The sequence below is a fragment of the Candidatus Avelusimicrobium alvi genome (assembly GCF_958451995.1).
Classification (GTDB): domain Bacteria; phylum Elusimicrobiota; class Elusimicrobia; order Elusimicrobiales; family Elusimicrobiaceae; genus Avelusimicrobium; species Avelusimicrobium alvi.
The window spans coordinates 22399-35143 of the sequence record NZ_CAUDSG010000006.1; the positions used below are offsets into that span (position 1 = coordinate 22399).

The following is a 12745-nucleotide window of genomic DNA, read 5'->3' on the forward strand; positions in this document are numbered from 1 at the left end:
GGCCGACTTCAAAAGTCGGCCTTTTTCTTTTGTTAGAATAGAAGATATTTCTAGCAAGGGGGAAAATGTAAATGTTTCCTATAAAATTTATAGTCAAAGAAGCTCCTAATTATTCCAAAGAGTGCTGGTGGCCCGTTCATTGGGTTGACCAACAAGCAACTTTAACAAACTACGAGAAAAAGCCGCGCATTTATTTAACTTTTAAAGCGTCAGAGTTTAGGGCTTTGGCCGCTTTGCAATATATCCCGAAAGTGGAAGAATTTATCCTTTCTTTGCGTAAAGAGTTAAACATTCCGCAAGAGGGGTATGGTTATCAAAAGTATTTTGCGAGTGCAAAACAACATTTAACGGAAAATCCGCGCGGCGGAAAATGGAATCAGGATTTCCCTCCAAGAATGAGAAAAATTTTATTTCAAAAGGCGGCAAAACTCCCTTTCTTTTTTGGGGCGTTTACCCATACGGGATATACTAATTTAGGTTTGTTAGTTTTGTATGGCGTTTTAGAACCAGTCCGTGCCAGTGATTTGATATTTGACAGAGTTTTGCGTAGTAAAGGCGAATTTCAACCAGTTTATCAAGGCCTGTTTGTAGGCATACAAACCCAAATATCTATGACAAAATTAGTGTCGGAAATCAAACGGTTATACAAAGTTCATAAAGATAGTTTTGCAAGGTTACCCGATTATGATTTTCCTACTGTAAGTTGGAATGCTTATCAAGGCATTGTTCGGCACGCACGCAAGGAGTCTTATGTAGATATTGCCGAGGATTTAAAGGCAGGGGAAGATGTTGTTCGTATTCAGGCGAAGAAAGCGTTAGCGGAAGTGGAAAAATTCTTTTTTGGAAAAGCTTGGAAAAAAGGGCAAAAACTGAAAAAACGAAATAAAATAAACCGATAAAAATATCGGTTAAAACTGCCGCTTCTGTGTCTGCCGTTGCATAAGATATTATGTCATACATGACCCACAACGGCAGATATCAAATTATTACAAAAAACTGCTCGCCAGACAGCTTTATTAAAGAAACCAAAAAGCTGTGGGGCGGAGTGCTTGGCCGCAAAATAAGCACAGAGCAGGCTTTGCAAATAATTGAATTTTGGCTGGGATTTGCAGGGGAGTTAGGCCGTTTATCCCAGTTGCCTAGTGCGTCTAAATAAAATAAAGGAGGTCTTATTATGACCGAAAATAATAAAAAAGCCGCAATTTACTTGCGGGTATCCAGTAAAGGACAAGAAGAAAACGGTTTTTCTTTGGACGCACAAGAAAAACTGGCCGTAGAATACGCCGCCAAGCAGGGGCTAAAAGTAGTGAAAATCTGGAAAGGAGCCGAGTCTGCGTGGGGAAAAATAGAAAGGCAGAATTTTTCCGAAATGCTGTCCTATATGAAAAAACATTCCGACGTCAGACACGTCATTTTTGACGTGTTAGACCGTATGACCCGCAACGACGTGGATAAAATTAAAATCGCCGAGTTGGTAAAAGAATATGACAAAGTTATTCATTTTTCCCGCGATAATAAAATATACAGCAGGGAATCCAGCTCTGACGATGAGTTCATGCTGGATGTGCAAGTGGCCGTCGCTAAAAAAATGTCTAATGATATTTCCCGTAAAACTACTATGGGAATGATAGAAAAGGCCGAACAGGGAATTTATCCTTCCTGCGCGCCTATCGGATATTTGAATAACCGGAATACGGGCAAAATTGACGTAGACCCCGTGCGCGGGCCGTTGATTAAGAAGTTGTTTGAACTAACGGCCAGCGGGGAATATTCTTTGCCTATGATTGAGGAAATCCTGTATAAGGATGGCTTGCGGGAGCGTTTGCACGGTGGCAGAGTGCGCAAGAATACGCTTTATCGCGTGCTTCATAACCCCATATATTACGGGGAATTCCGTTGGGCTAAAAAACTCTATCCGGGAAAGCATATTCCCCTTATCAGCAAAGACTTGTACGAGAGGGCCATTAAGGCCCTCTCTCAGTTTCAGCGTCCGCGCGTAACCACGCGGAATTATCCGTTTTCCAATTTGCTCCATTGTAAGGAATGCGGATGTTCTATTGTGGGGAATTTGGCTAAAAAGAAATATATGTATTACCGTTGTTCCTTTGCCAAAGGGCAACATAAGCACAAAGGCTATATACACGAAGAACAATTAGACGCGGCGTTTGCGGCTATGATAGACAGCGTAAGTATCCCGTCGGATATTGCCCAATGGATTCAAAAGGCGGTGGATTTGCGCTTAAAACACGTGGAAAAGGCTCAAACTAAGGAAATAGCGGGTTTAAAGGCGGAGCTTAGTAAGACACAGGCTAAGCTGGAACAACTGTATAATGAGGGCATGGACAGGGGCTATTCGTCGGAATTTATTAATCATAATGAAAGACGCTATAAAAGCCGTATTGCTGAACTATCCCAGCAAATACAAAATCACCAAATCAACCCAGAGGCCGTACGTCAAAAAAGCGTGGATGTCTTAAAGTTATTATGTAATATGGGTACTATTTACCGCAACGCGCCGCTGGCGGATAAAAAGCCGCTTTTGCGCCATATTGCCAGCGATTACGTATTGGAAGACAATAAAATCTGGCCGAAATACAGGGAACCTTTCAATATTTTTGCGGAAGGAAATAAAAAATGCTTAGAAATTAAGGGAAAAATCCCAAAAAGTTCTAAGCATTTAATATGGGGTGGATGAGGGGATTTGAACCCCCGACCTCCGGTTCCACAGACCGGCGCTCTAACCAGCTGAGCTACATCCACCGTAAATTGATATTATATTATACCAATTTCCCCGGCTGTCTGCAAAATGCCCGTCGGAAATTGCGGTCCGGATTCTTGCGGCGGGCGTTCTCTGCCCGGCGTCCGCTTCCTCCTCCCTCCGCTTTTAGCGGCCTATTTTCCGAGCCAATTCCGTTTACTTGGCTGTTTCGGCGCCGCCGTCCGGCTGTTTCATTTTTGCGGCCAGCTCTTCCGGGGTAACGGGGGCGGCGGCAAACGGGCCCAGCGCATACTCAAATCCCAACGCTTTAATATGCTCCATCTCCGTCTGGTTCAGCACTCCGTCCGCTGTTAAATAAATGCCCAGCTGCCGGCAAATATCCGTTAAGGCTTTGACCATCACATTTTGCTTGGGGTCGGCGGACGGCGTCCAGATGCCGGGGGCCGCTTTAACCCCCACGACGGGTAAATGCTGGAAGATGTTGGAAAGCATAACGCCTCTCCCTTCGTATTGCACCGTTAATTTAAATCCCGCCTTGGCCAGCGCTTCGCCGGAGCGTTTTAATTGCGGCAGAAAATCCGCACGGCTTGTTTCGGTCAGCTCCAAAATCAGCAGTTTCGGATCCACGCCGTATGCGGCCGTTTTATCCGCTGCGTATTGGGGAAAGTTAGCATCGTAAAGCAGTTCGTTGGAAATACTCACCGCAATCGGAACGAACGGCGTGCCGTCCTTTTTCCATTGGGCCAGCAGCCGGCAGGCGGATTCAAACAAAAAACGGTCAAATTGGTAGATGAACCCGTTCTTGCGGAAAATGGGGATAAATTGCCGCATAGTCAGCGGTTCTTGGCGTTCGGGGACCAGCCAGTCGGCCTTGGCTGCGGCCGCGCCGATTTTCCCGTCCGCCAGTGAAATCACGGGCTCCAGAAAAAAGCGGAATTCGTTTTTCTTGAGCGCCTGCTGCATATGGCGTTCCACAAACTCTTCATCCTCTAAAGTTTGCTGCCAGTTGGGATGATAAAACGTTACAATTTCGTCGTAACGGCCTTTTACCTGGATTTTGGCTATCATGGCGCGGTTGTACATGATGTGAATGGGCATTCCGCGTTCCGCCTGGTATACGCCAAACGCCAGCAGCAGCGGGTAGGCTTTGCGGTCTTCGGTTTGGAAACTGGTGATTTGCTCGCCCAGCAGTTCCAGGCGGTTTTTAAGGGCTCCTTTCGTGGTGTATTTGAGGAGCATGGCGAAAAAGTCGCCGTAAATGCGGGCGCAGACTTCGCCCGGCTGCAAATTGGAATTAATGACGCGGGCAATATGGGTGAGTAAAATATTCCCCGTCTGGTAACCGTGCTGTTCGTTGAAAATTTTAAATTTGCTTACGTCCATCGCCACCACCGCGTAAGAATCGTCAGGATGATCTTTTAGGAGCTGTTCGGCGGCGGCGAGCTGGGCCGCGGCGTTGGGGAAGCCGGTAACCGGGTCCAGGTAAGCGAGTTTATAAAGCCGCTCGCGGTTTCTTTTGTGGTTCAGATAGAAGTATCCCCATACCGCCAGGCCCGCCAAAGCGACGGTCACGCACAGCACCAGCAGCAGCCAAATCAGCGCGTTTATCTGCGCCGTCAGTTTGGCGGTGGGCACGACGGAAAATAAATACCAGTCGTTAATGCCCAGCGGCTCGTAGCTGATATGCAGTTCGCCTTTTTCAGCCGAATGATAGGTAATCGTACCGCTTTGGTGGGCTTGTAATTTTTCTTTAATCAACGGGGCGAGCTGATGGTTCGGGTCGTCTGGGGAGTTGAAAATATTGTACATCCCGCTCACGGCGTTTTTGTGCCGGGAGCCGACCATCTTGTCTCCGGTGGCGCGGACGATTAACGAGTATCCTTCTCCGCCGAAGCTTTCCACGTCCAGGGCGTCGGCGTATTCCTGGGTGCCGCGCGCGGCGAACAGCACGCCGATGATTTCCCCGCCGTGGTAAACGGGCACGGCTTCCACGATGATGTCCTGGCCGTCGGCGGAATCGGAGATGCGGCTGGAGACATTGGGCTCTCCGGCGAGGGCTTTTTCAAAATGGGGTTGGCGGGAAATGTCCAGCAGCAGGTCGTCGCTGAGGATGGCCATGCCGTCGGGGTAGACAAAACCCATGCGCTTAAAATTATTGGCGGCGCTTTCGGCCTTCATAAGCGAGGTGAGGATGGCGTCCGTCGGCTGGGGAAGCACGCCGATGGCGGTGGCTACGGCTTGCAGCAGGTCTAAATCCCCCTGCACCTGGGTGTGGATGGTGTTGGCCCCCTGCTTGGCGACTTCGCTTAAATAGGCGATTCGTTTGGCGGTCAGCGTGGATTTTAATTTGTTGACGTATAGGAAAATGCCGGTGGACAGCAAGGCCGTGCAGATTAAAATCAGTGCCGAGAACTGCCAGAAAGAAAATGATTTTTTCACAAATATCCCCCCGGTTTATTTGGAATTTTGTCAGAGGAGCCGCGCCGGGCGGCTCCTCTTGATGTTACCATTTTTCCAGATGAATTTTAGCCGGATCAAACCGGTCCACTTCTTCTTTTTTCTCGTTGGGGTATCCCAGCGCGATGATGTTAAGCGGTTTTACGTGCGGCGGCAGGCCGAGTATGGCGGACAGGCCGTCCATCCGGTCCTGGTTGGGATATACGCCCAGCCACACGCTGCCGATGCCGAGCGCGGTGGCGGCGAGCAGAATGTTTTGGGTGGCGGCGCCGCAGTCGGCCATCCAATAACCCGGCGCGTGTTCGCGCTGCGTGTTGCCGCAGACGACGATGGCGCAGTCCGCCTGCGCCAGCATTTGCGCGTACGGGTGTACGGATGTTATTTTTTTGAAGGTGGCTTTGTCTCGCACCACGACAAATTCCCATTCCTGGCAGTTGCGCGCCGTCGGCCCCATCATCGCGGCGCGTAAAAGCGAGGTGATGTCTTCTTTGGCGATGGGCTTGTCCGTAAAGCGGCGGATGCTTCTTCTGTTTAGAATCGCTTCCATTACTTTCATCGTTTATTCCCCCTTAATGCGTAATACTTTTTCCTTGAAAAACCGCGCCAGCCCCCCGCGGGAGGTTTCGCGGTAATCGTTGCTCATATCCAGGCCGGTTTGCATCATGGTGGCCAGTACGTCGTCGTACGAGACGCGGTTGTCCCCGTCCGACATCAAGGCATACGTCGCGCAGTCCAGCGCGCGCGAGGCGGCCAGCGCGTTACGCTCAATGCACGGAATCTGCACCAGTCCGTCCACCGGGTCGCACGTCAGGCCCAGGTGGTGCTCCAGCCCCATCTCGGCCGCGTACGCGATGCGGCGGTTGTCGCCCCCTTCCAGCTGGCAGGTGGCCGCGGCGGCCATGGCGCAGGCTACGCCCACTTCGCCCTGGCAGCCTACTTCCGCGCCGGAGATGGAGGCATTGGCTTTGGCCATATTGCCGAACAGGCTGGCCGTAGCCAGGGCGCGCAGGATGGTGTTGTCCTCAAATTCGCAGATTTCCTGCACCAGCCGGCACACGGCGGGAAGCACCCCGCAGGAGCCGCAGGTGGGCGCGGTTACCACTACGCCGCCCGCGGCGTTTTCTTCCGCGCAGGCCAGCGCGTACGAGAATAAATTATTCATGCGGCGCAGGTATTGGGGGGAGTTTTCGGCTTTGTAGAGATAACGCCGCGCTTTGCGCTCCAGGTTAAGGGAGCCGGGCAGTACGCCGCGTTTTTCAAGGCCGCGTTTCATGGTGCCTTGCATGGTCTGCCAGACGGTGTTTAAATAATCCCAGATGTCTGCGCCTTCGCATTCTTCCACATATTCCCAAAGCAGCATACGCTTGGCGGACGTGTATTCCAAAATGGCGCCCATGGACGTATGGGGATAGACGTTGTTTAATTTTTGGCCGATGGTTTCGTCGTCGCGGATGGCGCCGCCGCCCACGCTGTAGACCACTTTTTCGCCCATTACGTGGCCCGCTTTATCCAGCGCCTGCAAGCGCAGGGCGTTGGGGTGTTTGGGCATCAGGGTGGTGTAATCCCATTCAATTTCCACGGGTTTGGGGTAGAAAGCTTCTTTAATGGTAAAATCCGTCAGGTGGCCCTTGCCGGTGGCGGCGAGGGAGCCGTAAAGCACGGCTTTAAAAGACGCGGCGGCGGGGTACTGCCGGTTGAACGCGTCGGCCGCTTTGCGCGGGCCCATGGTGTGGCTGCTGGAAGGCCCCATCCCGATTTTGTACAGCTCTTTAAGCGATTCCATAGATTGTTTCCTCAAAACGAACGGTATATAAAAAATGGTATCATATTTATATGAACATACTGTCTGCTCTGCTGGTGGCGCTGGGGCTGTCTATGGACAATTTGGCCGTTACCATCGCTTCCGGCTGTTCCCACCGCAATGCCATTTCCCAAACGTATATTTTCAAGGTAAGCGCGTTATTCTCGCTGGCCCATTTTGTGATGTTTTCCGGCGGCTGGCTGTGCGGCGCGGGGCTGGGCCGCTATATTGGAGCCGTAGACCATTGGATTGCCTTTTTTATTTTGGTGTTTATCGGCGCGCGTATGATAAAAGAATCGCGCGGGGCCAAAGAAGGGTCCGACGTGTGCCTGCTGCATTCCTTTAAAACGCTGCTTGCGCTGGCGGTGGCCACCAGCCTGGACGCGCTGCTGGTGGGGATGGGGCTGGCGTTTACCGCCGCTCCGTTCTGGATAACGGTGTGGATGCTGACGGCGTGCGTGTTCGTTACCAGCTGGACGGGTTTTTATCTCGGCGCCTTTTTAGGCCGAAAGTTTGGTAAAGTAATGGAAGCGCTGGGCGGGGCCGTGTTAATATTAATCGGCCTTAAATTGTTGCTTGAAGGCGTGGGCATTTGGTAGAATCTGGTATCTAAAGGGAGGTCCGGCTATGGGCATAATCGCCGTAACAATTATTTTCTTGTGCATCTGCGTGGACAATATGGTGTCCGCCAATATGTCCGCGATGAAGATGACGTCTGAACGCAAAAGCGTTTTTTCCATTAAAATGGCGTTGTTTTTCGCGGGCTTTAACGCGCTTTTTTTCGGCTTGGGATATTTGGTAAGCATTATCTTCTTCCGCGATTGGGTGTATTTTGCGCACAACTGGGTGGCGTTTGCGTTCATCCTGCTCCTGGGCATTAAATTTATGCTGGAGTCTATTGAAAAATCCCCGAGCTTCAGCAATTTGGACGCCGACGACAACCGCAAAATGATTAAGGTTTCTTCCGTCATCGGCCTGAATTCTTTTCTGGTGGGCTATGCGGTGGAGACGATGGACAAATCCTTCTTCCCGCAGGTGCTGATTTTGCTGTTCGTCACTTTTGCGATGACGCTGTTGGGCTTTCACCTGGGCAGCAAGACCACCAAAACCATCGCCAGCAAAAAAGTGGAATTGATTGCCGGCCTGATTTTGATTGTGATGGCCGTGCGGCTGATTATCGTCTGACCGCTTGCAAACCGTTTTAAAAACCCCGCCCGCCAGGACGGGGTTTTTCGTTGGGTATTTTCCCGGTCCGCGGCGTTGCCGCGTCTGGCTGTACGGAAAGCCCTGCGGCGGAATGTATGGCGCAGGCGTTTGAAGCCGGCGGGGCCCGGCGTATTGTGTATTTTCTCTTTTCCGTGGACGGACAATAAAAACCCGCGCTTTAAGGCGCGGGTTTTTAGGTGCGGCAAAAACTTATTTAGACAGCGATTTCCAGGCTTCGGCTTCGCTTTTCAACGCTTTTTTGGCGTCTTTGGCGGCCTGTTTGGCTTCGGCTTCTTTGGCTTTGCTGGCTTCTTTCTGGGCTTTGGCTTTCGCTTTGGCGTCGGCTTTGGCCTGTTTCAGCGCGGCTTTTTTAGCTTCGGCGTCTTTTTTAGCCTTGGTTTTGGCTTCTTCGGCCTGGGCCTTGGCGTTTTCTTTAGCTTCTTTGGCTTTCGCTTTGGCGCTTTCTTCGGCTTCTTTCAGTTTGGCCTTGGTTTCGGCGCTTTTGTCGGCGGAAGAGGCGGTTTCGTTGTTGGCCTTGGCGGCTTTGATTTTAGCGGCGGCGGCTTCTTTTTTAGACTGGATGTCTTTTCTCAAAGCGGTAACTTTGGACAGCGTGCAGTTGTTGATGCAGGTTACGTCGCCCGCGGCGCAGCCGCAGTTGTTGTTGTCGGCGGCGGAAACGCTGGTCGGCCACGCGGCGGCCATGGTCAGCGCAAACGCAAATACGATGATTTTTTTCATTTTTCCTTCTCCTTTTAAAATAAAACTGCCTTACCTGTTTATTTTACTACAATTTGGCGTCCCTCTCAACGTCCGTTTTTTAATTAAAATCAAGCGGGCGCGGCGGGACGGTTTTTTGTAAAATATATATATGGAAACCGTTATCGCTGCCCCTTTATGGGTGAATATTTTACTCGGTATTGTGGTAATCAACCTGCTGGTGTGGCCGCTTGCGTCGCGCTGGGTGGAAAGCCACCTGGAGCTGTTTCTCCTGGGCGTGGGGGCGGCGGCGGTAACCGTCAGCGGGGGCTGGAGCGTTGATTTTATTTACGAAACCCTCAACTATCCCGTCAACGTCGCGTTTATCGTGCTGATTGTCAGCGTTATTTTCAACAATTATTCCCGTTATATTTTCCGCGTGCTGTTTGCGTTTTTCCGCAAGCTGGAGCCCAAGTACAGCTTCGGCCTGCTGATTTTTCTGCTGGGGATGACCTCTTCCCTGGTCAGCGTAACCGTATCGGCCCTGGTGCTGGCGGAAGTGTTAAAAGTAGTCAATTTGGAGCGTTCCGCCACCGTGCGCATCACGGTGTTTGCGTGTTACGCCATCGGCCTGGGCGCGGTGCTTACGCCGCTGGCGGAGCCGCTGGGGCTGATTATCAACAACGCCCTGGCCGGAGCCCCGCACCATGCGGATTTCTTCTTTTTAATGCGCCACTTTTTCTGGTGGATTGCCCCCGCCATTTTGTTAATGTCCGCGGCCGCCGGCTACTCGGCGCGCAACGCGGGCACCACGCTTCAAATGCATATCCGCGAGGATAAAGAAACGTACGCCTCCATGCTGCGCCGCACGCTGCACATTTATATGTTCGTGGCCGCGCTGAATTTAATCAGCACGGGGTTGCGCCCGCTGGCGCAGAGCACGATTACCCATTTGGGCGGCAAGGTGCTGTTTCTCGCCAACGCCGTTTCCGTGATTATTGACAACGCCACGCTGGCCGCCATTGAAATCGTACCCACCATTTCTATGAACGATTTGGTGTATATGGTGGTTGGGCTGGCGGCGTTTGGCAGTATGCTCGTGCAGGGCAATCTGCCCAACATCGTAGCCGCCGAAAAGCTGGGCATTAAAAGCCGCGAATGGGCTTCCGTGGCCGTGCCGACGGGGCTTGCGCTCATGGGCGGCTATTTCATCATTCTTTCCATCGTATTATAGGTCCGGTCCCATCCCAAGGTGGGACTTTTGACCCTTGTCCGTCTCTTTCCATTCTGTTATGCTGAATATAAGCGGTTGCTTCCGCCCGGGCGCAGACCGGGCCTCATCCTTTTAACCGTATTTGAGGAGTATCTATGAAGTGGATGGCTGTTTTGTTGGTGTTGTGCGCGGCTTTTCCGTGTATGGCGCAAAAAAATTTGGCAAAAGAAGCGCTGGGCAAAGGCGCTTTGACGGAAGCGCTTGGGAAAAACGCCGGACGGAACCTGCTGCGCTCCGCCCGCGTGGTGCAGGGAAAAATTCTGTTAAACGGCGCGCGCCGGCCGGCCCGTCGCGCGGTGCCGCCGCTGGAACAATATGTTTTAAAGTCCGTCGCGCCCACCCCTTTGTATAAACTGCCGCTTTTGTTGTACGAACCGTCGCAGAGGCAGCAGGCGGAAGCGATGCTGTTGTATATGCAGGTGATGGACGAATTTAAAGATTTCAAAGCGGATATGGACCCGTTTCTTTATTACCAGGCTAAACCAAGCGAAAGCCGCGTGCTGCCGAATTCCGAACGGGCGACGCTGATGCAGAAAATCAGCCATATGAACGCCAGGCTGGCGACGCTGAGCTATGTAGTGTCCCCTAACGATCCGGCGTTGAAAGCGGCGCATGAATATATGGTTTATGCCACGGAAACCGTTTCGCCGGTGCTGCGCGGTATGTTCGGCGGAAAACAGGTAACGCGTCCGGACCGGACTTTTAAGCAGGAAGAGTTTTTTCTCCATACGCCCAAAGGGCGGGAGGAATCCGCGCTGGCCAGCCTGCTGCCGGGTTCCGTGCGCACGCGCCAGGTGGCGCGCACCCTGCCGCCGGGGCTGACCATGGCGGTGCTGAACGACCGGGAAAGCGTGCTCAAAAAAATGCAGGAACTCAACGCCACCGTTTTTTGCCCCGAGTGGAAAATTTACACCTATACCAATACGGAAGATTTACTGGGCGAAATCCGGCGCCACAACGTGAAGTTTGACGTTATTTTAACCGATATCATCGTGCCGGGCGGCGGCGGGTATTACCTGACGGCGGCCCTGCGCGACCAGGGCTTTAACGGCGTCATTCTGGCGGCCACGGCCTACCAGGAAGACGAAAAACTGGGCCTGGGTCTGTTCAACAAAGGTTTTGACGGAATGTTTTCGCTTCCGCAGGGGTTTGAAGAAGGCAAAGACTGGCCGCGCGAGCTGATGAAAGGCTTTCAAAATTATTTTTACTACCGCGATTTAAACGGCTGGAAACGCTGAGGGCCCACCCGCAGGACCCATCCCGTTATGGGCCAAAGGGCCCTGGCGCGGCGCCGCGCGGAAGATTATACTATCAGTACAGAATTTTTTACAGGAGAGTGTTATGAATCATTTTTATGCAAAGTGGATTGTCTGCTCTTTATGTCTGACGCTGGGCGCGTCGGCATACGCGCAGGGAACCAAACAGGTGATTACGGCCGGAAGCCGCGCCTTGGGCTCTTCGGCGGCGAGAGAAGCGTCTGCTTTAAAAACCATGGACGGCTGGTACGAATCCGGCGCGGCGATTAAACGTGCGGTGTCCGCCGCGGCTATGCGCGCGGCGCCCAAACCCGTTGTACATCCCGCGGACCGCCGCGATCACGCTTTTCGCAACAGCAGTTTTTTCGGTCCCATTACGCCCACGCCGGTGAAGGATTTGCGCGTGCGTCTTATCCACCCGTCGCAGGCGCAGGTGAACGAGGCGTTTGCCGAATATCATCAGCTGATGAGCGACTTGAAGTCGCTGCGCAAAGAAGTCAACACCAAACTGCTTTATAAAACCATTCCCAACGATAAATGGACGGCCCTTTACCCGCAGGAACGCCGCCCGCTGATTGTGGAAATTTCCCGTATGAAAGGCCGTACGGAAAAATTGCTCAACGTGGTGTTTGCCAACGATCCGGCGCTTTTGCAGGCGGACGCGTGGCTGGATGAAGCGATGAAGCAAGTCAATCCGTTTTACGTGGCGGGTTTAAAAAGACGCAAACGCCTGGATCAACGGGCTTTTAGCCGCGACGAGTTCTTTTTGAAAAGCCCGCGGGAAATTCCGGAAGGGATGCCCACCCCGTACAGAACCGAAGTGCCGGCCAATATGCGCGTGGTCGTACTCAACGACCAGACCGACATCTTGGATATGTACAAACTCTGGGAAAGAGAAAACCGCCTGGGCCCGGGCTGGACGGTTGCCACCTATAAAGACACCCGCGAGATGATTCACGCCATACAGTCCGGCGAAGTATACGATTTGGTCATTACCGACTTGACGGTTCCCGGCGGCGGCGGATATTACCTGGTGGACCAGCTGCGCGAGATGCGCCTGAATATGCCCATTATCGGCTGCAGTATGTACACCATTGATAAATTAAACGCCGAAAAAATGTTTGAACAGGGGTTTGACGGTTACATCTACGGCGACGATTTGTTTGAAGAGCCGGCCGGTTCCGTGAGCTGGATGGGATACATTAAAAAGTATTATTGGTACAAGAACTTTAACGGCTGGTCCCGCTGAGCGGTTTTTTGCGGACTGTTATAAACGCGGCCGGGAGTTTTCCGGCCGCGTTTTTGTGTCAAACGGCTAAACGCGTTTGACACGG

At 52.1% G+C, this 12745-nt stretch carries 12 protein-coding genes and 1 tRNA gene; 8 read left to right on the forward strand and 5 right to left on the reverse strand.

Features of this window, described 5'->3' with window-relative positions; genetic code table 11:
• The first annotated feature begins 71 nt into the window (after window positions 1–71).
• From ACQY36_RS02115 to ACQY36_RS02125, 3 genes are read left to right on the forward strand one after another with little or no spacing between them, the layout of a single operon-like run.
• On the forward strand, window positions 72–899 hold the full coding sequence (locus ACQY36_RS02115) for a hypothetical protein (protein WP_428077508.1): 828 nt from the start codon (window positions 72–74) through the stop codon (window positions 897–899).
• Window positions 900–958: 59 nt separating this feature from the next.
• Complete coding sequence (locus ACQY36_RS02120; protein ID WP_428077509.1) at window positions 959–1156, forward strand: hypothetical protein; 198 nt, start codon at window positions 959–961, stop codon at window positions 1154–1156.
• A gap of 18 nt (window positions 1157–1174) precedes the next feature.
• Window positions 1175–2695: a recombinase family protein gene (locus ACQY36_RS02125; RefSeq protein ID WP_428077510.1), complete on the forward strand. Its 1521-nt coding sequence runs from the start codon at window positions 1175–1177 to the stop codon at window positions 2693–2695.
• Here the strand turns inward: ACQY36_RS02125 and ACQY36_RS02130 are convergent.
• The 4 genes from ACQY36_RS02130 to ACQY36_RS02145 all read right to left on the reverse strand — a co-directional run bounded on the left by ACQY36_RS02130 (window position 2684) and on the right by ACQY36_RS02145 (window position 6959).
• Window positions 2684–2760, reverse strand: a tRNA-His gene (locus tag ACQY36_RS02130). The two genes, ACQY36_RS02125 and ACQY36_RS02130, sit on opposite strands and share 12 nt — an antisense overlap.
• 154 nt (window positions 2761–2914) lie before the next feature.
• The gene (locus ACQY36_RS02135; RefSeq protein ID WP_428077511.1) at window positions 2915–5158 is read right to left on the reverse strand and encodes an EAL domain-containing protein; all 2244 of its coding nucleotides are present in this window, start codon (window positions 5156–5158) and stop codon (window positions 2915–2917) included.
• Window positions 5159–5222: 64 nt separating this feature from the next.
• A complete protein-coding gene (locus tag ACQY36_RS02140; RefSeq protein ID WP_428056103.1) occupies window positions 5223–5732 on the reverse strand; it encodes a nitroreductase family protein in 510 nt (169 codons plus the stop codon).
• Window positions 5733–5735: 3 nt separating this feature from the next.
• A complete protein-coding gene (locus tag ACQY36_RS02145; RefSeq protein ID WP_428071034.1) occupies window positions 5736–6959 on the reverse strand; it encodes an L-serine ammonia-lyase in 1224 nt (407 codons plus the stop codon).
• Between the two features lie 50 nt (window positions 6960–7009).
• On the opposite strand from ACQY36_RS02145, the gene ACQY36_RS02150 reads away from it, so the two are divergent.
• Window positions 7010–7576, forward strand: a complete 567-nt coding sequence (locus tag ACQY36_RS02150; RefSeq protein WP_428056107.1) for a manganese efflux pump MntP family protein — start codon at window positions 7010–7012, stop codon at window positions 7574–7576.
• Between the two features lie 28 nt (window positions 7577–7604).
• Window positions 7605–8162, forward strand: a complete 558-nt coding sequence (locus ACQY36_RS02155; protein WP_428071038.1) for a manganese efflux pump MntP family protein — start codon at window positions 7605–7607, stop codon at window positions 8160–8162.
• A gap of 231 nt (window positions 8163–8393) precedes the next feature.
• On the opposite strand, the gene ACQY36_RS02160 is transcribed toward ACQY36_RS02155, so the two are convergent.
• The gene (locus tag ACQY36_RS02160; RefSeq protein ID WP_428077512.1) at window positions 8394–8924 is read right to left on the reverse strand and encodes a hypothetical protein; all 531 of its coding nucleotides are present in this window, start codon (window positions 8922–8924) and stop codon (window positions 8394–8396) included.
• 130 nt (window positions 8925–9054) lie between these two features.
• On the opposite strand from ACQY36_RS02160, the gene ACQY36_RS02165 reads away from it, so the two are divergent.
• The 3 genes from ACQY36_RS02165 to ACQY36_RS02175 all read left to right on the forward strand — a co-directional run bounded on the left by ACQY36_RS02165 (window position 9055) and on the right by ACQY36_RS02175 (window position 12660).
• On the forward strand, window positions 9055–10116 hold the full coding sequence (locus tag ACQY36_RS02165; RefSeq protein WP_428056113.1) for a DUF1646 family protein: 1062 nt from the start codon (window positions 9055–9057) through the stop codon (window positions 10114–10116).
• Between the two features lie 134 nt (window positions 10117–10250).
• Window positions 10251–11393, forward strand: coding sequence for a response regulator transcription factor (locus ACQY36_RS02170; RefSeq protein WP_428056115.1), 1143 nt, complete (start codon window positions 10251–10253; stop codon window positions 11391–11393).
• Window positions 11394–11496: 103 nt separating this feature from the next.
• Window positions 11497–12660, forward strand: a complete 1164-nt coding sequence (locus ACQY36_RS02175) for a response regulator (RefSeq protein ID WP_428077513.1) — start codon at window positions 11497–11499, stop codon at window positions 12658–12660.
• The last annotated feature ends 85 nt before the right edge of the window (window positions 12661–12745 follow it).

Coding starts and splice junctions, on each gene's coding strand:
- ACQY36_RS02115 (WP_428077508.1), top strand. CDS start 72: ATGTTTCCTATAAAATTTATAGTCAAAGAAGCTCCTAATTATTCCAAA.
- ACQY36_RS02120 (WP_428077509.1), top strand. CDS start 959: ATGACCCACAACGGCAGATATCAAATTATTACAAAAAACTGCTCGCCA.
- ACQY36_RS02125 (WP_428077510.1), top strand. CDS start 1,175: ATGACCGAAAATAATAAAAAAGCCGCAATTTACTTGCGGGTATCCAGT.
- ACQY36_RS02140 (WP_428056103.1), bottom strand. CDS start 5,732: ATGAAAGTAATGGAAGCGATTCTAAACAGAAGAAGCATCCGCCGCTTT.
- ACQY36_RS02145 (WP_428071034.1), bottom strand. CDS start 6,959: ATGGAATCGCTTAAAGAGCTGTACAAAATCGGGATGGGGCCTTCCAGC.
- ACQY36_RS02150 (WP_428056107.1), top strand. CDS start 7,010: ATGAACATACTGTCTGCTCTGCTGGTGGCGCTGGGGCTGTCTATGGAC.
- ACQY36_RS02155 (WP_428071038.1), top strand. CDS start 7,605: ATGGGCATAATCGCCGTAACAATTATTTTCTTGTGCATCTGCGTGGAC.
- ACQY36_RS02160 (WP_428077512.1), bottom strand. CDS start 8,924: ATGAAAAAAATCATCGTATTTGCGTTTGCGCTGACCATGGCCGCCGCG.
- ACQY36_RS02165 (WP_428056113.1), top strand. CDS start 9,055: ATGGAAACCGTTATCGCTGCCCCTTTATGGGTGAATATTTTACTCGGT.
- ACQY36_RS02170 (WP_428056115.1), top strand. CDS start 10,251: ATGAAGTGGATGGCTGTTTTGTTGGTGTTGTGCGCGGCTTTTCCGTGT.
- ACQY36_RS02175 (WP_428077513.1), top strand. CDS start 11,497: ATGAATCATTTTTATGCAAAGTGGATTGTCTGCTCTTTATGTCTGACG.